Here is a 20,703-nt window from a genome sequence, read left to right as displayed (position 1 = left end):
ATAACAAACTAAATTCTAATAACGTAAGCAATTGAATTTATTTTGTGTTTCTGATTTGTTGTAGTGTGTCAGCCATGCCGTGTTTTTCTGCCCATTGATTTTGAATGGTTTGTGCGGCGGCACTGAACGGTTGCGTATCCACGCTATTAATCACGGCGCCGTCTGCAATCGCTTTGTCTTTATACTGATTTTCTTCACGGTAAATAGCATTGCGCTCAGCCTGTGTCGCTTCTTTGATTGCGGTTTCTAATATTGTTTTTTGCTTTTCACTCATGTTGTCCCAAACATTCGCTTTCATTAACAAAAGACGGGTGGTGTAATCATGGGCGGTTTCGGAAATATATTTTCCGTTAGCGGTTTTGTGGTGCTCCATCGGTACAAGATATGGATAAGCATTTTCAGAACCGTCCACCACATTGCTGGCTAAGGCTTGATATAGCTCCGCCCAGGCTACGGAAGTAGGAATCGCCCCGATTGAGGTCCAAAAATCGGACACCACACCGGCGGTTTGCGTTCTGATTTTTAATCCTTTGGCATCATCAGGCGTATTAATCGGTTTTTTACCGTACCAATGGCGCACACCGGCAGTCCAGTAGGCGACGACATAGTATTTATTCCCTGATTTTTGATAAATGATATCGGCGATTTTCTTGCCGATATCACTGTCAACCACCTTCTCCCAGTGGTTATAGTTATTGAACAGGTAGAGTAAAGAAAATAGATCCACTTCATCGATACCGGCGGAAGTCATAAATCCAGGCGAAACCAACACGATATCTGCACCGCCCAAGACTAATTTTTCAACTAGCTCGTTTTCGTTCGTACCGATGGTTCCGGCATGGACTTCGATATCAAATTTTCCGGATTGCTCGGCGGTCTCTTTCAGTTTTAGCATGCCGGTTTGGTATGGACTGGTCATATTGGTTTGGTTATGTGCGGCAACCAATTTTATCGGTTTATCGCCATTATTGTTTGCGTTCTCTGCTTCTCCACACCCGATAATGGCGATTGACATTAACAACATTAATACTTTTTTCATAAATAACTCCGTTAACTTATGATTTCTGCTCATCTTGGCATTCACTAAAAAGGATTTTAGCTGGTAAAAAATTATCATGGAACTGGTTCCATTAATTAAGAAATAGACAGATTTGTGATCTGAGTAGCATTTCAGTGATAAATTTGTGATATAGATCAATATTTTTGATGGTGAAAGAGAAGTCGCTCTAATGCTAAAAAATCATCAAGCACTGCTCCTCTCCAACAATTTAATCGGTACGCTGATCACTTCGGGGGAAAGTGCGGTGTCTTCTTGCTGTAGCAGGGCTTGCAGTTTTTTACCGGCGAGTTCGCCCATTTTTTCGTAGGGAATTTGCAGGGTGGTCAGGCGCGGGTGAATGACGTTGCCGATGTCCAAGCCGCCCATGCCGACAATGGCGATGTCGTGCGGCACGGCGATATGTTTGCGGGCAAGTTCGCATAGCGCACCACATGCCAGTTCGTCGGAGAGAAATACGCAGGCGTCGATTTGTCCCCACTCCAACAAGGCGTCATTCAATAAGGCGGCGCCGGTCGAAAAATTGACTTCGCTCGGGCGGTGCAGCACCAAATGCGGGCTGATATGGCGGCTTAACAATGCACTTTGCCAGCTCTCCAGATATTGCTGAAAAGCGGCGATGTCTTGCATAGCGGAGAGCAGCCCGATGGTACGATAGCCTTTTTTCAACAAATACGGGATCAGGGTTTGCATAGCGGTTCTGCTGTCGATGCCGATGTTGATGCCTAACGGTTGATGTTGAATAATGCCGATTTCGATCGTCGGAATGGTACTGTTCTCAATCCATTTGCGCTCTTCGGGCGGACAACGCAAATTCAATAAAATAATCGCCGCCGGCGCATTATTGATTAATTCCTTGAACCAGCTCGTGCCGTTGGCAATTAAGATAACCAATTGAAGATTCTGCATTTTTAAACTTTGTTGCAGAGCGGATAAAATCAGGCAGTTTTCGCTTGAGGTGAGCGAAGAAGTGACTACAACCACGTTGCGTGACGAAAGCGACGCCAGCGCGCGCGCGGCAGAGTTGGGTACATAGCCCAATTGTTTGACCGCACTTTCGATTTTTTGGCGCAGGCTTTCCGAAACCCGTTCGGGGGTGCGCAGGGCGCGCGACACCGTCATTGGCCCCACGCCGACCTGTTTGGCGACATCTGCCAGCGTGACTCTGCCGGTGGTGCGTCGGGTTCGTGTTGAAGGTGTGTTGGAAGACATGAATTGACCTTATGGGTTTTTATTTAAAGTATAACAAACAAATCGTTGAAAAAAGATTTTTAGCTGAAAAATGTTAGCGCTATCACAAAATCGGATTTATTTGATTGATAGCGCTAACATTGATGTTTACACTTTGTACATTGTCATCATCTGGAGAACTCACTATGCTGAAATCTTATCTTCCCCTTGCGCATATCCAATTGGTCGAGTCGGTTTCCGACTGGCAACAAGCGGTCAAACAGTGCGCACAACCGTTGTTGGGCGAGCAGTTGATCGAGCCGCGTTATCTGGATCGTATTTTTCAGTTGTATGAGGAAATCGGACCTTATTTTGTGATTGCGCCGCAGATTGCCATGCCGCACGCCCGACCGGAAGACGGGGCGTTGGATCAAGCGCTCTCGCTGTTGGTGATCAAACAAGGAATTGATTTCGGATCGGAAAATGATCCGGTTAAGCTGTTGATTTTATTGGCGGCGAAGGACAATTCCTCCCATTTGGATATGTTGGCGGCGGTCGCCGAATTGTTGGCTGATGAAAGTGCGGTCGAGGAAATGATCGGAGCGGCGGATATCGAGCATATCGCCGCAGTGGTACATCGTTATTAACTTTATTTAACAACCGGTATTAAAACGAAAGGAGCAACAGTATGAAAATTATGGCAGTCTGCGGACACGGATTGGGCAGCAGTTTTATGATGGAAATGAACATCAAAAAAGCGTTGGTAAAATTGGGGATTGAAGCGGAAGTCGGGCATACCGATTTGGCGTCGGTCACGCCGGATGAAGCCGATGTTTTCGTGATGGCGCGCGATATCGCCGAAAGCAGCAGCGTTTCGCCGGATAAAATCGTGGTGGTCACCAATATTGTCAGTGCCGCCGAATTTGAACAAAAATTGGGCGAGTATTTTAACCGCTAATCTTGCTGACTAGGGAGCCATATTATGGAATCTATCCTGTTTTTTATCCTTGATATTCTGAAAGTGCCGTCCATTTTGGTGGGGGTGATCGCACTGGTCGGTTTATTGTTACAGAAAAAATCGTTTCCCGATGTGATCAAAGGCACGATTAAAACCATTTTGGGCTTTATTGTACTGGGCGGCGGTGCCGGCGTGTTGGTCGGTTCATTGAATCCGCTCGGTAATATGTTTGAGTTTGCCTTTAACGTGCAGGGCATTATTCCGAATAACGAAGCGATTGTGTCGATGGCATTGGAAAAATACGGTACGGCAACCGCACTGATCATGGCGTTCGGTATGGTGGCGAATATCGTGGTGGCGCGCTTTACCCGTCTGAAATTTATTTTCTTGACCGGACACCACACTTTCTATATGGCGTGTATGATCGGGGTGATTTTAACCGTTGCCGGTTTTGAAGGTGTGCAACTGGTGTTTGTCGGTTCGTTGACGCTGGGTTTGATTATGGCGTTCTTTCCGGCGATTGCGCACCGTTATATGAAACGGATCACTGGCAGTGATGAAGTCGGTTTCGGTCATTTCGGCACTATCGGTTATGTGCTGTCCGGTGCGATTGGCGAAGTGGCGGGCAAGGGTTCGAAATCGACCGAAGAGATCAATCTGCCGAAAAACCTCAGTTTCTTGCGCGACAGCTCAATTTCGATTTCCCTGACCATGATGGTGATCTATCTGATTTTGGCGCTCTCTTCCGGTAGCGATTATATCGAACAAAACCTGAGCGGCGGACAAAACTATCTGGTATATGCGATTATTCAAGGCATCACCTTCGCCGCCGGTGTGTATATCATCTTGGCAGGCGTACGCTTGATTCTGGCGGAAATCGTACCGGCATTTACCGGAATTTCGGAAAAATTGGTACCGAACGCCCGTCCGGCACTGGACTGCCCGATTGTCTTTCCGTATGCGCCGAACGCGGTGTTAATCGGCTTCCTGTTCAGCTTCTTGGGCGGCATCGTCGGCTTGTTTATTTTAGGACAACTAAGCTGGGTGTTGATTTTGCCGGGGGTCGTACCGCACTTTTTCTGCGGCGCAACTGCCGGTGTGTTCGGTAATGCGACCGGTGGTCGTCGCGGCGCCATGCTGGGTGCATTCTGTCACGGGGTGCTGATCACCTTCCTGCCGGTATTCTTGTTACCGGTGTTGGGCTCGCTCGGTTTTGCCAACACCACCTTCTCCGATACCGATTTCGGCGGCGTCGGCATTGCGTTGGGCTACATGGCGCAATATCTGTCGTTGAATATGATCACCGCCACCATTACCGGTATTTTCGTACTGCTGGTGGCGTATAATTATCTGGCGAAGAAACCGGTCGAGAATAAAGAATAATTTTATTCCCACCTGATACCGTAACCGCACTTTGACATTCGCATCAAAGTGCGGTTTTGCCTATTTACAGCTCTGTGCCGTTGCTGGCGATCACGTTTTTATACCAGAAGAACGAATCTTTGCGCGAACGGGCTTTGCTGCCGTTGCCGTCATCGTCGATGTCAACGTAGATAAAACCGTAGCGTTTCGACATTTCCGAAGTGGACATGCTGACCAGATCGATCGGCCCCCAGCTTAAATAACCGCGCAAATCCACGCCGTCGTTGATCGCTTCCTGCATTTGTTGAATGTGGGCACGGTGGTAGGCAATGCGGTAATCGTCGTGAATGCTGCCGTCCGCTTCCACCTGATCGTATGCGCCCAAGCCGTTTTCCACGATAAAGAGCGGTTTTTGGTAACGGTCATACATATCGTTTAACGTAATGCGCAAACCGACCGGATCGATCTGCCAGCCCCAATCGGAGGCTTGCAGATACGGATTTTTCACTCCGCCCATCAGATTGCCCCCCACCCTCTCCGCATTGTCGTGAGTGGTGGCGGTCAGGGAAACGTAATAGCTGAAGGAGATAAAATCCACCGGATATTGTTTTAAAATCGCATCATCGCCCGGCTCTTTGTGAATACGCACATTGTTTTCTGCCCAGTGGCGCAGCATATATTTCGGGTATTCGCCGCGAGCGTGCACATCGGTGAAATACAGGTTTTGCTGGTTTAACCATTGCGCCAAGCGTTGATCTTGCGGATCGGCGGTATAGGCGTAGTGCGGTAAGCGCGCCAGCATACAGCCCATTTTGCCGTCCGGAATAATCTCGTGCAACGCTTTGGTGGCAAGGCTGCTGGCGATGAATTGGTGGTGCAGCGCCTGATATTTGGCATTTTCCTGTTCGGCTTGCGGCACGCGGTCAATCACCACCCCGCCGCCGGTAAACGGGCTGTGCATGGTGATCATATTGATTTCGTTAAAGCTCAGCCAATATTTCACCAAGTCTTTATAGCGGGTGAACACAGTTTCGACATAACGCAAGAAATGCCCGACCACTTCGCGCCCTAGCCAACCGTTATATTTTTCGGTTAAGCCGAGTGGTGTTTCGTAATGGCACAGGGTCACCATCGGCTCAATGCCGTGTTTGTGCATTTCCTTGAACATCTCTTCGTAATATGCTAAACCGGCTTCGTTCGGCTGTTCGTCATAGCCGTTGGGGAAAATCCGCGCCCAGTGAATCGAAATCCGCAACATTTTGAAGCCCATTTCGGCAAACAGCGCAATGTCCTCTTTATAGCGATGATAAAAATCGATGCCGTCGCGTTTTGGAAAACGGGCTTGTTTTTTGCCGCTTAAAACATCAGCTAACTCTTGCGAGCTGATCTCGATTGAGGCGCTGTGCGCACCACGCTCGGCTTTCGGCACATACGCCACCACATCCGCACTGGATAGGCCTTTGCCGTCGGCATCAAAGCCGCCCTCGATCTGGTTGGCTGCGGTTGCGCCGCCCCATAAAAAATCGTGTGGAAAGGGTTTTAAATCACTCATTTTGTTTTCCTCTTTGCTGTGATGAAATTGAAACTATCGGTTTTTCTCTGTGTTTTGATGTTTTGCTAAATCTTATGCAATGTCATGGGTTAATTTTGTCATCTTCTCCTGATTGGTTCAATATAACCGACAACAGCGGTTGCCCTTGTTCGATATGCGGCGCTTGGGTGGCGATAATATCCAGATAATCTTCGCTGTTATTGATGATGATCGGGGTCATCAGCGAATAACCGGCTTGCTTGATTTTCGCCAGATCGAAGGTTAACAGCGGCTGTCCGGCGCTGACGTGATCGCCCTCTTGCACCAACTGTTCAAAATAGCGCCCGTTGAGCTGCACCGTATCCATGCCGACATGAATCAGCACCTGCAAGCCGTCATCGGATTCAATAGTAATGGCGTGTTTGGTCGGGAATACCGAAATGATCGTGCCGCTGACCGGCGCCGACAGCTCGCCTGCGCTCGGCAAAATCGCCACGCCCTTGCCTAGTGATTCGGAAGAAAAGAGCGGATCGTCAATGCTGTTCAAGCGGTGAATTTCGCCTTTTAACGGACTGACTAACTGCAAGCCGCTTAACGGCGGGCGGGCGGACGACGTGTGTTGCGCCGTGACCGCACTTTCGGCATTTGCCGCGGTTTGCTCGGCGGCAGGGGCTAACATGGTATCTTTAAAGCCGAAACCGTAGGTTAAGATCGCGGCGCTGATCAAGGCGACCAGCATACCTAAACTGTAGGCAAGCAGATTGCTTCCCGGCCCGATTAACACCGGATACGCCAACAAGCCGCTGAAACCGAAAGCAAATGCTTTCGTGCCGCCGACAGCCATCACCGCGCCGCCGATGGCACCGCCGATCACGCCGCAAATAAACGGTTTTTTGAAACGTAGGGTGACGCCGTAAATCAGCGGTTCGGTCACGCACAAAAACCCACTGAACGCGGTGGAACCGGCAAGGGATTTCAATTCTTTATTGTGGGTTTTCAATAACACGCCGACGGTCGCACCGACTTGCCCCAATACGGCGGCGCCAGTCATTGGGAGCAATACATCAAAACCGATCACCGCCATATTATTAATTATAATCGGCGCAATGCTCCAGTGGAGCCCAAAGATTACCAACACCTGCCATAATGCGCCGACAACGATACCGGTTAAAATCGGACTGCTTTGATAGAGCCAAGACAAGCCGGCGGCAAGCACATTGCCGAAGCCCGCCCCGATCGGGCCGATGACTAAAAAGGTCAACGGCACGACCACCAGCAGGGTCAATGCCGGTGCGAAAAAGGTGCGCACGGTTTCATGCAGAATCTGTTCAAAAAAGCGCAACACATAGCTTTGCAGCCAGACCGCCAACAAAATCGGCAGCACGCTGTAGGTATAGGTCATCAGCGACAGTTCGATGCCTAAAAAATCAATCGGATTGCCGCTGGCGGTTGCACTGACGATCGTTGGATAGACCAGCGCGGCAGCGACGGCGACGGCAATATAGGGATTGGTGCACATTTTTTTCGCGGCGGTAATCGCCAATAAAATCGGCAGAAAATAGAAGGTGCTGCTGGCGGTGGCGTCCAGCACCAACAACGTGCCCGAATCCGCAGCAAACAGCCCGGAAATCGTCAACAGCGCCACCAAGCCTTTCAAAATACCGGCGCCCGCCATCACACCGATTAACGGGGTGAAGGTGCTGGCAAGAAAATCAATGGCACGGTTGAGCAACGACGGTTTCGGCAGATCGGCGGCGTTGCCTTGCTGAATATCGGTTTGCTTGACAATTTCGGCATAGACTTTCGACACATTGTTGCCGATCACCACCTGAAACTGTCCGCCGCTTTCAATCACACTGATCACGCCGGCGGTCTGGTTCAACCGCACTTTGTCGGCAGCGGCTTGGTCTTTTAACACAAAGCGTAAACGGGTGGCGCAATGCACAACGGAGTGGATATTTTGTTCACCTCCGACCAAGCACACGATTTCGGACGCCAATTTGCTGAAATCTTTTGCCATACTTTAATCCTTACTTGCTGAAAAATATAAAATAAAAAAGCCCAAGCAAAACCGCGTGCGCAAGCACGGAACGGTTTTGCTTAGGCTTGCCTACTGAAAGTCACACCCTAAGTGGTCGCAGCGGAAGCGTCCGCTGTATCATTTGTGTCATATCGTATTAAAAAGGCATAAAAAAAGCCTGAACGGTTTGTTTATTCGCATGAATGCAACAAACCGTTCAAGCCTTGCCCGTATTTACGCTTTTCGGTGACGAAAAGTGCGGTTACAACCTTGTACGGGCAAAAATATAAACAACCGTTTCGGCTTTTGCAAACCGCCGCTTGCAAAAATGTGATCGCGCTCATAAAAAAGTGCGGTGGTGAGCGGCTAACGAATAATCCGTTGAATGTGAATCGTCAGATACAGGCTCTCGTCATCGCTTAACTGTTTCTGAAAATGGCTTTGCAGATAGTGATCGATTTTTTCCACGCATTGATAGGCGCGCGGATAGGCTTTGCGGGTTTGTTGATACAGAAAATCGTCGCCGCCGACCGCACTTTGCGGCTTGAACAGGCGCTGGGCGAAATAGTGCAAATGGGTCACAAAACGCGAATAGTCCAAACTGTTTTCGTCCAGTGCCTGCCCGAAATGGTAGCCGATCAACGTGAGAATATCTTTCACGATTTGGGTGCTGCGCATGGTGTCTGCCATATTGTCGTTATCGGTGCGCGCATTAAAAATGTGCAGCGCAATAAAACCGGCTTCGTTTTCGCCCTCGTCTTCGCTCAAATTCGGCAGCAATTCGCGTTAGATCAAGTCGACCGCATATTTGCCGATCAAATATTCGTTTTTATACAAACGTTTGATTTCAAACAGCAAACCGTTGTTGAGCGACTGGTGGTTTTGCAGGCGCTGTACCGCATGATACAAGTGATCGGTCAGGCTGACATAAATATTATTCGACAGGGTACAATTCAACTGTTGATTGGCATGGTTCACGATCCGATTGGTCAGGCGGAAATAGTCCGGCGGAATTTCGCCCAGAATTTCGGTTAAACGGGCGGCAAACGCGCTTTTATTCAGGCTGAACGTTTTTTCCACCAGTGTTTCATCGACGGTGTCACCGCTCTTTTTGCCGAATGCGATGCCTTTGCCTAACGCCACCACCTCGCCGGCAGCTTGGGTTTCGGCAAGCACGGCATTATTATTAAAAATTTTTTTAATTTTCAGCATAGGCTCTCGTGTAGATTTTTCGGGCTGGGCAAATAATAATAGTCAGTTAATTCTAGCATGAAAGGCAAACGGGTCACTAGGGCTTCCTGACGATTCGATTTACAGGACTCCCCAGAATGCAGTAGGTGATTTTGTCGGCAAATACCGCACTTTTTACCCAAAGTGCGGTCAAAACAGAGTAACTGACCGTTTTGGCGCAGGATTTTTCAATCGGAGATAACTCGGAGATCATAATGAAAAAACAATTGGTGAAATTGGCGGGTGCCGCGTTGTTGGCAATGCCGTTCGCAAGCATGGCAAATTTGAATCCCGCTCCGCCGCAAAGCACGTTGCTGGAAGTGGCGGTGCAGAAACCGCTGGTCAATGCGTGGCAAGATATTACTTATGCCCAGCCGCGTGTGATGGGGCGGCCGTTGAATCTGAAAATGGATATTTTGCAACCGCGAAGCGAGAGCAAGCTGCCGGCGGTGCTGTTTGTCACCGGCGGCGGATTTTTGATGTCGCCCAAAGCCAATTATATTCAGCAGCGCTTGGCGATTGCTGAAGCCGGTTATGTGGTGGCGAGCATCGAATACCGCCATATTCCGCAAGGCAAGTTTCCCGATCCGTTGTTGGACGTGAAAAGTGCGGTGCGCTATTTGCGTGCGCACGCCGAAGAATTCGGGATTGATAAAGATAAAATCGCGATTATGGGCGAGTCGGCAGGTGGCTATTTTGCCGCATTGGCGGCAACCACCAACGGCGATCGCCAATTTGATCTGGGCGAAAATCTTGATCAAAGCAGCAGTGTGCAGGCGGCGATTGATCTTTACGGGCTGTCCGATTTAACCCAAATCGGCGCCGATTATTCGCCGGAAGTACAGGCGATGCACGACGGTGATAACGCCTCCGAAGCCTTGATGCTAAACGGCATTCCGCCGTTTGCCGCCGGCGGAGCGGTCAAAGCCAATCCGGAACTGGCGGCGCAAGCCAACCCGATCACGCATATTTCCAATAACACCCCGCCGTTTTTGTTGCTGCACGGCGATGCCGATGTGTTGGTTTCGCCAAGCCAAACCAAAATTTTGTTTGAAGCCTTGGTGGAAAAAGGTGTTTCCGCACAGCGTTATGTGGTGAAAAATGCCGATCATGCCGGTATTTACTGGGCACAGCCGCAAGTGATGCAGGTTGTGATCGACTTCTTGAATCAACAATTCAAACCCTCTGCCAGATAGGGTGCAAATATGAAAAAAACGATCTTGACTTTGATTGCGGCGATGACCGCACTTTGCGCCGCACAGGCGATGTCCGCCACAACCACGCTTGACTCGGCGATTCGGCAGGTGGTGCTGTATCAGAACCAAGCCAAAGTGGAGCGCACTGCCGAGGTGCAGTTGAGCGCCGGCACGCACGAACTGGTTTTCGAGCATTTGCCGCTTAGTCTGGAAGCGAATTCGTTACAATTCAGCGCGCAGGGCACGCACGGATTAACCGTGTTGTCGCTCGACAGCGAAGTGCGGTCGGAGGAGCAACATTCGGCAAGTTTATTACGCGAGCTGCAACAGCAAATCCGCAACCAAGAGGCGGCGTTAAAACAAACGCAAGATCAAATCGCGGCGGTGGAAAACCAATTCCAACTGTTGCAGTGGTTGCAACATGGGCATTTAAATCGGGAGAATAGCGATTCGGCTGCCACCTTTGAGGATTTCAGCCGTTTACAGCAATTCTCCAACCGCACTTTTAACGAGTTGGCGAGCGAGCGCCGCACGTTAAGCGAAAAAATACAGCGTCAGCAGCAGGGGCTGGACGATCTGCAACGGCAATATCAGCGCTTGGGCGGAGATCAAGGCTTGCAACAACGGGTGGTGCGTGTGCAGGTGCAGGTCGCCGAGCCGGTTAAGCAAACAGTGAACCTGAGTTATACCACGCCGAACGCCTCGTGGCGACCGCAATACCAACTGAATTATAACAGCGCCGATAACCGTGTCAGTTTGCAGTACGGTGCGAAAATCCGGCAAAGCAGCAACGAAGATTGGCATAATGTCAAACTGATTTTATCCAGTGCCAACCCGATTCAGGTCGGTGAAGCGCCGGAAGTGACGCCGTGGGTGATTGATTTTTACCAACCGCCGCAGTTCGGCGCACGGGGCGGATTCGACAGGCAGTTGCAAATGGCAGCACCGATGGCAGCTGGCAAAAGTGCAATGGCGGAAAGTGCGGTCATGGACAGCGTGCAGTCCGAGCCGCAACAGGCGCTGGTACAAAGCGGCATTGTCGCTTCCCGTTTTGAGATTGCAGGCACGGTGAATCTGGTCAGCAGCCGCAGCGAACAAAATGTGGTGATTTCGCAACTGGAGCAGCCGGCGAGTGCCGAATATGCCTTTTATCCCGATTATCAACAAACCGTTCTGTTGACCGTCAGCGGCAAAAACAACCATGATTATCCGCTGTTAGCCGGCAATTTGCGCACCGCTTATGACGGCGATGTGATTGGTTCGGGCTATCTGCCGACCTTACTGCCGGACGACGAGTTTAAACAGCTGATCGGCGAGGATCAAACCATCAGCGTTACAGCCGAAGCGCCGAAACGCACGGAAGAGCGCGGCGGTTTAATCAATAAAACGAAAAAAGTGCGCCTTGAAACCGCCTACACCTTGCAAAATAACCGTGCGCAAGCAGTGGACGTGGTGGTGTACGATCGCCTGCCGCAAGCGGTCAATCAAGAGATTACGGTGAAAATCTTACAGCCGGAACTCAACACCGTCAGCGTTGACGACAGCGGCCGTTACCAGCAGAAAATCAGCCTGCCGCCGCACGGCAAACAAACCGTGAAAAAAGTGTTCACGCTGGAATATCCGCAGGATAAAACGATTAGCGGATTGTAAAAGTGCGGTCACTGATAAAAAACAAGCCATTGGACGGCGTGCGTTCAATGGCTTGATCCGGTTATCCAACAAAGTTTAAGGCAACGGGCGGCTTACCATTGGTAAGCATAGCCCAGCGTCACTTGTGCATTGCGTTGATAGCGTGCGCCGTGTTCGGTTTGGGCGGATAGGCTAAACTCCCCGACGGCGGTTTGTGCGGCAACACCGGCTTCTGCCAGTATTCGGCTGCCGAAGTTTCGGGCTTGCGCCGTATATTGATTAATCGACAGTGCGTTATCCGTATAATCTTTAACCCAATAAGCGCCGATAAACGGTTTCAGCGTGGCAGGATTCAGCGCAAAACTGCCTTGCAAACGTGCGCCGACGGAAGTGCGGTAATAAGTATCGGATTTAGCGTGCTGATCGGCAGAAAGGTGTCCGACGGTAATTTTGGCTTGCGGGATTAGCGCCCAAGCGGGATTCAGCGCCACACGGATACCGCCGCCTAAATTGACCTGATGTGCGTTCCAGCGAACGTCATCGGTGTTGCTTGCCGTCACTTTTAAACGGCTGTAGCGGTAATCCAGATCGGCAAAAATGCCGCTATTCCAAACCGCAGCGCCGTAAACGCCCACGCCGTAGGCGGAAATATCGCCGTTTCCATAAGCGTGATTGAAATCAATATCGGCGCTGCCTTTGCTCGCCAGCAGCCCGACGACATAGTGCGCGCCATCGCCGTTGATACGGCGATCATAGCCTAAGGTCAGATGTTTGTTGTCTTGTTTAAAGCCCGAAGTGTCGGCATCAATGGTGCGATAGCCGTCAATTTTATCTTCGGCATAACTTGCCAACAACCAAACGCCGTTGCTTTTTTCGGCGTGCTGCAGCGCCGTCAGCCGTGTTTGCAACGCGTGATCCGCACTGTACAAATAAGCACGGGCGGCTTGGCGCATGGCGATCAGCGAGTTGGCATAGGTGCTTAACGCTTTGTTTACCGCAGCATTGGCAGAATTACCATTATTGGTATTGGTATTGGTATTGGTATTGGTATTGGTATTGGTATTGGTATTGGTATTGGTATTGTCCGTAATCTCCGCCGATGCGCTGGAATGTTGCAACACCCAATTATTTTGCTCTTTGGCAAAATAATAGCGGTACGCACCGGCATCGACATAAGGTTGCACCAGACTAAAACTGCCGGAACCGCCGTTGCTTTGTACCAGCGTGACTTTACCGTTGGCGTGGTTTGGTTCGTTGCGTGAGTCGCTGACACTGATGTTATGCGCGCCGGACACTTCGCCGTTGACGATTATTTGATCGGCTTGCTGCGATGCCAAATCGGTGTTCAGATGAAAAGTGCCGTTATTGCCGCCCAAGTTGCCGTTGATTGTAAGTGTATGAAAGGCAGTACCTTTTTCAAAGTTGATATCGGAATCGCTGACGTTCAGATTATCCAATTCGCTGTTGCCGTTAAAAGTCCAGTGGCTGCCGCCGCTCAAATTCATATCTGTTTGCGCATGCGCAACATGAGGGTTAATCACGCTTATACCGCTTAATTTGGCGCTTTTGGCGGCATTTAAGGTAAAGGAAGCGCTTGCGCTTGCCGCGGCAATCTCTTCGGGCTCGATAGTAAACAGCGGATTATCCGGATTGATGGAAATCAGCGCCTTGCTTGCGCTGAGCGATCCGCCGTTCAGATTCAGTACGCCGTGCATATTGTCAGTGTCGTTAAACATTATTGCGCCATAACCGGCGGTTGCCGAACTGTTGCTTAAATTCAACACACCGCCTTGCTCGCTCGGAAAATAGATGAAACTGTTATCGTTTAACGTAATGTTACTGTTATTCATGTTAACGGTTGTCGGGTTGCTTCTGTCGCCATAGCCACTGATATCAATCGCCAGTTGGTTATCGGCCCGGCCGTTAATGATGATATTATCAAGATTCATCACACCGTTATCGACCAAAGAAAAAGCAGAGTTACCCCGCGCATTCATGGTAAGCGAGTGATTGCTGGCATTGACTACGGTTTCATCATCATAACTTTGAATGCCCATAGCATCTTCCGCATTTAAAATAATGTCGGCTTGTGTGTTTAAGGTCGCACCGCCACGGATTTCTATTGCCCTGCCGCCGATCGCATCGTCATGTTCGGTCGGTATATTATTCAAGGCGGAGTAGCTGTTTTCGACAGTCAGGGTTACGCCTTTTTCTATGTCGGTATCAATTCCATGCACGGCAAGCAGCGAGCTGCCGTCAAATGCGCCTTTGATGGTGGCGTTCACGCCGCTTTTTAGGGTGATCCGGCTGTTTTCCGCCTTACCGCTGTATGCTAATATGCTAAAGAGCGGTTCTACGGTTTGGACTTTCCGTTCCGGCTCAAACGCGGAATATGCGTTGTATCCGCTTTCGCTTTTAGGAATATTCAGGTAATTGCCGGCCGGAAGGGTAATTTCCAGCGCATCTGCGCTGAGGCTTTGTTGTATGCCGCTATCGCGTTGGATAATATCCCATGCGCCAGTGCCATTGCTACTGATCTGGCAACCGTTATAACTGCAACTGACGGGTTCCGTCGCCGCTGTGGCAGAACATGCCAAGGCGACCAAAACGGCGGCGAGGCTTAATGTTGTGTTTAATTTTTGTTTTTGCATAACTCCACCTGAACTGTTTTTATCGTTTGAAGGTTATGTATTGTATGTTTATCGTTATAGTAAGTAAATTTATTGTTGGTTCAGAATGGGAGATGTTTGTTTTATATCAATTTTAAAGGCCGGTTAAGATTCGCCACTCCTCATTTGCGGCCAGCAAAAGTGCGGTTGGCAAGAGGGTACGCCAACCGCACTTTAGACTTTGGGGCGGGACAACGTTACAGATCGCCGAACTCGCCGCGATTAAATGCATTGAATTTTTCAACCAACTCAGCACGGGTGTTCATCACAAACGGGCCGTGGGCGGCGATCGGTTCGTCAATCGGTACGCCGCTCAGCAACAGCAGCTTCACACCTTCGTCGTCGGCGGCTAATGTGATTTCACCGCCTTCTTGTTTGAATGTCACCAATTCGGTCGGGCGTGCAACTTTTTCATCATTAATCAAAGCGTTGCCGCGCAATGCCACTAACATCAGGTTATGGGGCGGCGGAATGTCTAGCGTGGTTTTGCCTTGTGGATTCAGGTCGATTTCCCACATATTCAACTCGCTGAACGTGCGTGCCGCCCCTTTGCAGCCGTCGTAATCGCCGGCAATCACCCGCACGCTACCGGCGTTGTCGGCAAGCTCGCAGCGTGGAATAACCGCTGCCGGCAGGCTTTGATAACCTGCGGCGCTGTTTTTGTCTTTTGCCGGCAAATTGACCCACAGCTGCACCATTTCAAACATGCCGCCTTCACGGCTGAAGCGTTCGCTGTGGAACTCTTGATGCACAATGCCGCGTCCGGCGGTCATCCATTGCACATCGCCGGTGCCGATCACGCCGCCGTTGCCGGCGCTGTCACGGTGTTCCACTTCGCCTTGCAGGGCGATGGTGACGGTTTCGAATCCGGCGTGCGGATGCGAACCGACACCGCGCGGATCGGCTTCATTCGGCGCAAAATGTTGCGGCATCGCATAATCCAACATCAAAAACGGGCTGGTGAATTTGTCGTTTGCCATATGGGAAAACAGCGGCGAAACGTAAAAACCGTCACCGACCCAATGTTTGCGCGGTGCGCTGTAAATTTTATCAATCGAACGCATTGTCGTGCTCCTTAAATTATCATGCCGTGACGCTGTGCGTGGCGCAGTTTGGCTGGGGTGACATCATTGCCGAGCGGATCGACCACGCTGACGGTCGCTAAAATAGTGTTCATCTGCCCGCGAATCGCCGCCAAGTAGCGTTGCCTTAACTCAGCACGCTCGTTTAATTCGGCGGCGGAAAGTGCGGTGTGTTTGGCTTTGCGTGCCAATTCGTTAATTCGATTCAGTTCAGGGATTCGCATGTTTCCTCCTGCTTAACGCATTGCTGAATAGATGTTGCACAGTGTATGATCGTTGCGCATAATGAACAAGATACAAAAAACAAACCTAAGGTTGCATAAATGGAACGAATTGATCTGAACGATATGCGCTTTTTTGTGGCTACGGTGCAAGCCGGCAGTTTGAGTCGGGCAGCGGAGCTGTTGAATTTGCCGAAGTCGCGCTTAAGCCGCCGTTTAACCGAACTGGAAACCGCACTTGGCAGTAAACTGCTTGATCGCGGGCGCAACGGCGTGCGCCTGAACGAGTTGGGCGAACCGTTTTACCGCCACGCGCTTATGATGTTGGAGTGTGCCGACAATGCGGTCAGCAGCGTGGCGCAGAGTTTAAGCACGCCGCGCGGTTTGTTGCGGGTTTCGGTGTCGAGCGAAGTGCTGCACCACTGTATCGCACCGCACTTGGCGGCGTACTTACGCCAATATCCGGAGGTGTCGCTGGATATGCAAATGGATAATCGGCGGATTAATATGATTCAGGACGGCATCGACATCGCCCTGCGCGTGGGGACGCCGCAGCAAGAGGATTTGGTGGCGAAGTTGGTGGGGCAGATGAATTTGGGCGTGTACGCCAGCCGGCACTATTTGGCGCAGCACGGCACGCCGCAAAGTCCGGCGGATCTGGCGCAACACACTTTGTTGCACAAAAGCGACGGACGGGAATGGCTGTTACATAAAAACGGCAAAAGCGAAAAAATCAGCGCCGCCAAACGGGTGAATAGCAATGATGCCGAGCTGCTGGCGGCACTAGTCAACGGGCATAGCGGCATCGCCCTTTTACCGGAAATCGGCAGCTTGATCAACCCTGACTGGATCCGCCTATTACCCGATTGGACACTCGATTCCGTGCCGTTGTATGCAATTTACTACAAAAATCGCGGTTTTGTGCCGACGGTCAGAAGTTTTGTCGAATTTGTGGCGGGCTGTTTAACTTAGGATCTCGGCAGGGATAGAATTGCCGAGAAAACAGTGATTGGTTTCACAAAACGAAGATTATGCTATTTGCGGGTAACGTTTTTTTTGCTAATTTTTAATAATTATTTAACAAAGAGGCTTTGCCATGCAATTTCATCTCGCCAAACATTACCACCCGTCACGTCAAAATATCAGCAAACACTATCGAATTAATGAAAAAGACGCCGTCGATGTGTTACAAAAAACCTTGATTTTCAGTGCCGAACAGCAAGAGCGGATCACGCAAAACGGCATCGATTTGATCAACCGTGTGCGTAATATCAAGAAAAAAGAGTACGGCGTAGATGCGCTGATGAAAGAGTTTTCGTTAGGTGACGAAGAGGGGATTGCGTTGATGTGTCTGGCGGAAGCCTTGCTGCGGATTCCCGACAATCAAACGCGTGACGAATTGATTCACGATAAGTTAAAAGAGGGCGATTGGCGTGCGCATATCGGTAAATCCTCTTCTTTTTTTATCAATGCCGCCAGTTACGGGCTGTTGCTCGGTAAAAATTTGAGCCGCTCTTTTGATCCGGAGACGTTGTCCAGCGCGTTGACCCGCAGCTTCGCCCGTTTTTCTGCGCCGGTGATGAGATTGGCGATGGTGCAGGCGATGAAAGTGCTGGGGGAGCAGTTTGTCACCGGTATTAATATTCAAGAGGCGTTAAACCGCACGAAAAAGCGCACGGAGAAAGGATACAGCTTCTCTTTCGATATGTTGGGCGAAGCGGCGCTGACCCAAGCGGATGCGGAGCGCTATTTTCAAGACTATTTAACCGCGATTGAAACCGTTGGCAAAGAAGCACATAGCGATATTTATCGGGCAAACAGCGTTTCGGTTAAGTTATCGGCGATTCATCCGCGTTACAGCCGCGCGCAATATGATCGGGTGATGACGGAGCTTTATCCCAAACTGAAACGGCTGTACCTGTTGGCAAAGCAGTACAATATCAGCGTGAATATTGATGCGGAAGAGGCAAGCCGGCTGGAGCTGTCACTGGATTTGGTCGAAAAACTACTCGACGAACCGGAGTTGAAAGGCTATCGCGGCATCGGTTTTGTGGTGCAGGCATATTCTAAACGTTGCCCTTATGTGATCGATTATCTGATTGCGCTGGCGAGGGAAAAATCGGCTTATTTAATGATCCGTCTGGTAAAAGGGGCGTATTGGGACAGTGAAATTAAATGGGCGCAAGCCGACGGCTTGGACGGCTTTCCGCTTTATACCCGAAAAAACCACACCGATATTGCCTATTTGGCTTGTGCGCAGAAATTGCTGGCGGCGCAAGATGTGGTTTATCCGCAGTTTGCGACCCACAACGTGCAAACGCTGTGTACGATTTATGAATTGGGACGCGACAAGCGGTATGAATTTCAATGTCTGCACGGCATGGGCGAAACGTTATATGACCAACTGATCGACGGACAGGATTTCAACCGGCTGGTTCGGGTTTATGCACCGGTCGGCACGCACGAAACCTTACTGGCGTATTTGGTGCGCCGTTTGTTGGAAAACGGGGCGAATTCCTCGTTTGTGCACCAATTGGTCGACGAAAGCATACCGGCGGCACAATTGATGACACCGCCTTGGCAACATTACGCCGTTTCGCAAGGAGAGGAAAACAGGGCGGTGCGTGCGCCGTCGGCGCTGTTTGACGATCGGCTCAACTCGTCGGGTTTTGATCTCACCAATGAATTGGAATTGGATAAGTTGGAGCAGGCGCTTAATCAAGCGCAGATTGCCAACGCAAGATCGTTATCGGCGGTGGACAGCGAAGCCTGCCATTTAACGCCGCATCAGGTGCGCAATCCGGCGGATCTGAATCAGGTGGTTGCCGAGGTGGCGTTTTTCGCCCCCGATCATCTCGAACCGGTCTTCAGCGCCGCCTGCCAGAGCGAATGGCAAGGGCAAAGTGCGGTACGGCGTGCGCAGATTTTGCGCAAAACGGCGGATTTATATCAACAACATCACGCTTTATTAATGAAACTGGCGGTTTTGGAGGCAGGCAAAACCTTGCCGAATGCCATTGCCGAACTGCGTGAAGCGGTTGATTTTCTGCGTTATTACGCTGCCCAGTTAGACGATTTGCAGCAACGCGGCAGACTGGCGCCGGCAAGGGGAACCGCACTTTGTATTTCGCCGTGGAATTTTCCGCTGGCTATTTTTACTGGACAAATTGCCGCCGCCCTTGCCGCCGGTAACGCAGTGATCGCCAAACCGGCGGAGCAGACGTCTTTGATTGCGTATGCCGCGGTCAATTTGTTCTATCAAGCCGGTTTGCCACGCAATGCCTTACAGCTGATCTTGGGCGCAGGCGATGTCGGTGCGGCGTTGGTTAAGCTGCCGTTTGATGCGATCGTCTTCACCGGTTCGACCGAAGTCGCCAAACTGATTGCCGAACAGTGCGCACAAGCCGAAAACGAACCGGTGTTAATCGCCGAAACCGGCGGACAAAATGTTCTGGTGGTGGATTCGTCGGCGTTATCGGAGCAAGTGGTGGCGGACGTGCTGAGTTCGGCTTTCGATTCCGCAGGGCAGCGTTGCTCCGCATTGCGCGTGTTGTTGTTACAGCAAGAAGTGGCGGACAAACTCTATACTATGTTGGCACAGGCATTGCAAGAACTGAAACTGGGCAATCCTGCCTTTTTGGCGACCGATATCGGACCGGTGATCGATGAGGAAGCCAAGCAAAATCTGTTGGCGCACAAAGCCAAAATGCGCGAGCTTGCGCGTCGTTATATCGAATTGGAAAGTGCGGATAATATCGAAGAGCAGGCACAGGGCCACTATGTCGCGCCGGCGATTTACCTGCTGGATAATTTGCAGCAGTTGCAACGGGAAGTGTTCGGACCGATTTTACATATCGTGCCTTACCGCAAAGAACAGTTGGCACAGCAGTTGCAGGCGGTGAACGCAAAAGGATATGCGTTGACCGGCGGTTGCCATAGCCGGATCCGCAAGCAGATTGATTTTGTCGAAAGTCATCTCAAGTGCGGTAATTTTTATGTCAACCGTAACATTGTCGGTGCGGTGGTCGGCGTGCAGCCGTTCGGCGGACACGGCTTGTCCGGCACCGGTCCGAAAGCCGGCGGCGAATTTTACTTGCAGCGTCTGACCCGCACAACCGATTACTACAGCCGTTTCGGTGACGAAAAAACCTTGCATAATGCTAAACCGCAACTCGACAGTATTACCGGCGAAGAAAATACGCTGGCTTATTTTAGCGGCGAGGTGGCGATTTTAAACGGCGATCTTCAACCGGCGCAACAGGCGGCGGCGAGATTGCGTGCGCACGGGTTCTCGGTTGTGGTCGAACCGTCGCACCCATTGGCGCAATCGCAAGCAAGCGGCGTACGGATTGCCGCGCAGTTGCAAGATTGCCAAAAAGGCGTGTTTTTAGCGCCGTTGAGCGCAGCGCAGCGTTTGGCTTTACAGCAAAGCCGTGACGCTATTTTTAAATATTATGATTGGCGGCAAACACAGGACATTATGCCGCTTTACGATGAATTTTCGCGCAGTGAAAACACCACCGCAGCCGGCGGAAATGCCTCTTTAATGGCAACACAAGAACAATAATCTTAATAGGA

At 50.5% G+C, this 20,703-nt stretch carries 17 protein-coding genes; 7 read left to right on the top strand and 10 right to left on the bottom strand.

Annotation, left to right across the window (positions count from 1 at the left end; genetic code table 11):
• Positions 1–37 precede the first annotated feature (37 nt).
• Both B8880_RS01865 and B8880_RS01860 read right to left on the bottom strand, forming a co-directional pair.
• On the bottom strand, positions 38–1,039 hold the full coding sequence (locus B8880_RS01865; RefSeq protein WP_084255722.1) for a TRAP transporter substrate-binding protein: 1,002 nt from the start codon (positions 1,037–1,039) through the stop codon (positions 38–40).
• Positions 1,040–1,243: 204 nt separating this feature from the next.
• Entirely contained in the window at positions 1,244–2,269 is a 1,026-nt protein-coding gene (locus tag B8880_RS01860; protein ID WP_084255721.1) for a LacI family DNA-binding transcriptional regulator, read from the bottom strand.
• A gap of 164 nt (positions 2,270–2,433) precedes the next feature.
• On the opposite strand from B8880_RS01860, the gene B8880_RS01855 reads away from it, so the two are divergent.
• The 3 genes from B8880_RS01855 to B8880_RS01845 are packed head-to-tail and all read left to right on the top strand — an operon-like array spanning position 2,434 to position 4,568.
• Complete coding sequence (locus B8880_RS01855; protein WP_084255720.1) at positions 2,434–2,874, top strand: PTS sugar transporter subunit IIA; 441 nt, start codon at positions 2,434–2,436, stop codon at positions 2,872–2,874.
• 41 nt (positions 2,875–2,915) lie between these two features.
• A complete protein-coding gene (locus B8880_RS01850) occupies positions 2,916–3,185 on the top strand; it encodes a PTS sugar transporter subunit IIB (RefSeq protein ID WP_034618241.1) in 270 nt (89 codons plus the stop codon).
• 24 nt (positions 3,186–3,209) lie between these two features.
• Positions 3,210–4,568, top strand: a complete 1,359-nt coding sequence (locus B8880_RS01845; protein WP_084255719.1) for a PTS ascorbate transporter subunit IIC — start codon at positions 3,210–3,212, stop codon at positions 4,566–4,568.
• 64 nt (positions 4,569–4,632) lie between these two features.
• Here B8880_RS01845 and B8880_RS01840 read toward each other — a convergent pair whose 3' ends face one another.
• The 5 genes from B8880_RS01840 to B8880_RS14650 form a co-directional block, all read right to left on the bottom strand.
• A complete protein-coding gene (locus B8880_RS01840) occupies positions 4,633–6,099 on the bottom strand; it encodes a glycoside hydrolase family 1 protein (RefSeq protein WP_084255718.1) in 1,467 nt (488 codons plus the stop codon).
• An 82-nt stretch (positions 6,100–6,181) separates the two neighbouring features.
• A complete protein-coding gene (locus B8880_RS01835) occupies positions 6,182–8,098 on the bottom strand; it encodes a beta-glucoside-specific PTS transporter subunit IIABC (protein WP_084255717.1) in 1,917 nt (638 codons plus the stop codon).
• A 191-nt stretch (positions 8,099–8,289) separates the two neighbouring features.
• Positions 8,290–8,442 (bottom strand): hypothetical protein, encoded by a 153-nt coding sequence (locus tag B8880_RS14560; protein WP_208610873.1) that lies wholly within the window; start codon positions 8,440–8,442, stop codon positions 8,290–8,292.
• A 22-nt stretch (positions 8,443–8,464) separates the two neighbouring features.
• Complete coding sequence (locus B8880_RS14655) at positions 8,465–8,866, bottom strand: PRD domain-containing protein (RefSeq protein WP_244165591.1); 402 nt, start codon at positions 8,864–8,866, stop codon at positions 8,465–8,467.
• Positions 8,867–8,884: 18 nt separating this feature from the next.
• Positions 8,885–9,310, bottom strand: a complete 426-nt coding sequence (locus B8880_RS14650; protein ID WP_244165590.1) for a CAT RNA binding domain-containing protein — start codon at positions 9,308–9,310, stop codon at positions 8,885–8,887.
• A gap of 233 nt (positions 9,311–9,543) precedes the next feature.
• Here B8880_RS14650 and B8880_RS01825 point away from each other — a divergent pair, with 233 nt between their 5' ends.
• Complete coding sequence (locus B8880_RS01825) at positions 9,544–10,524, top strand: alpha/beta hydrolase (protein WP_084255716.1); 981 nt, start codon at positions 9,544–9,546, stop codon at positions 10,522–10,524.
• Positions 10,525–10,533: 9 nt separating this feature from the next.
• Positions 10,534–12,174, top strand: a complete 1,641-nt coding sequence (locus tag B8880_RS01820; RefSeq protein WP_084255715.1) for a mucoidy inhibitor MuiA family protein — start codon at positions 10,534–10,536, stop codon at positions 12,172–12,174.
• A gap of 92 nt (positions 12,175–12,266) precedes the next feature.
• Here the strand turns inward: B8880_RS01820 and B8880_RS01815 are convergent, their stop codons facing one another.
• The 3 genes from B8880_RS01815 to B8880_RS01805 form a co-directional block, all read right to left on the bottom strand.
• Positions 12,267–14,804 carry an autotransporter outer membrane beta-barrel domain-containing protein gene (locus tag B8880_RS01815; RefSeq protein ID WP_084255714.1) on the bottom strand — a complete coding sequence of 846 codons (2,538 nt, stop codon included), beginning with the start codon at positions 14,802–14,804 and terminating at the stop codon, positions 12,267–12,269.
• 215 nt (positions 14,805–15,019) lie between these two features.
• Positions 15,020–15,886 (bottom strand): pirin family protein, encoded by an 867-nt coding sequence (locus B8880_RS01810; RefSeq protein WP_084255713.1) that lies wholly within the window; start codon positions 15,884–15,886, stop codon positions 15,020–15,022.
• A gap of 11 nt (positions 15,887–15,897) precedes the next feature.
• On the bottom strand, positions 15,898–16,128 hold the full coding sequence (locus B8880_RS01805) for a DUF896 domain-containing protein (protein ID WP_084255712.1): 231 nt from the start codon (positions 16,126–16,128) through the stop codon (positions 15,898–15,900).
• Between the two features lie 99 nt (positions 16,129–16,227).
• Here B8880_RS01805 and B8880_RS01800 point away from each other — a divergent pair, with 99 nt between their 5' ends.
• Positions 16,228–17,097, top strand: coding sequence for a LysR family transcriptional regulator (locus B8880_RS01800; RefSeq protein WP_084255711.1), 870 nt, complete (start codon positions 16,228–16,230; stop codon positions 17,095–17,097).
• Between the two features lie 124 nt (positions 17,098–17,221).
• Positions 17,222–20,692: a bifunctional proline dehydrogenase/L-glutamate gamma-semialdehyde dehydrogenase PutA gene (putA, locus tag B8880_RS01795; RefSeq protein WP_084255710.1), complete on the top strand. Its 3,471-nt coding sequence runs from the start codon at positions 17,222–17,224 to the stop codon at positions 20,690–20,692.
• The last annotated feature ends 11 nt before the right edge of the window (positions 20,693–20,703 follow it).

Origin of the sequence: Pasteurella testudinis DSM 23072, from assembly GCF_900176075.1 — a bacterium.
Classification (GTDB): Bacteria; Pseudomonadota; Gammaproteobacteria; order Enterobacterales; family Pasteurellaceae; genus Chelonobacter; species Chelonobacter testudinis.
Note: the sequence above shows the minus strand (reverse complement) of the source record. Positions and strands in the feature narration are given on the sequence as shown.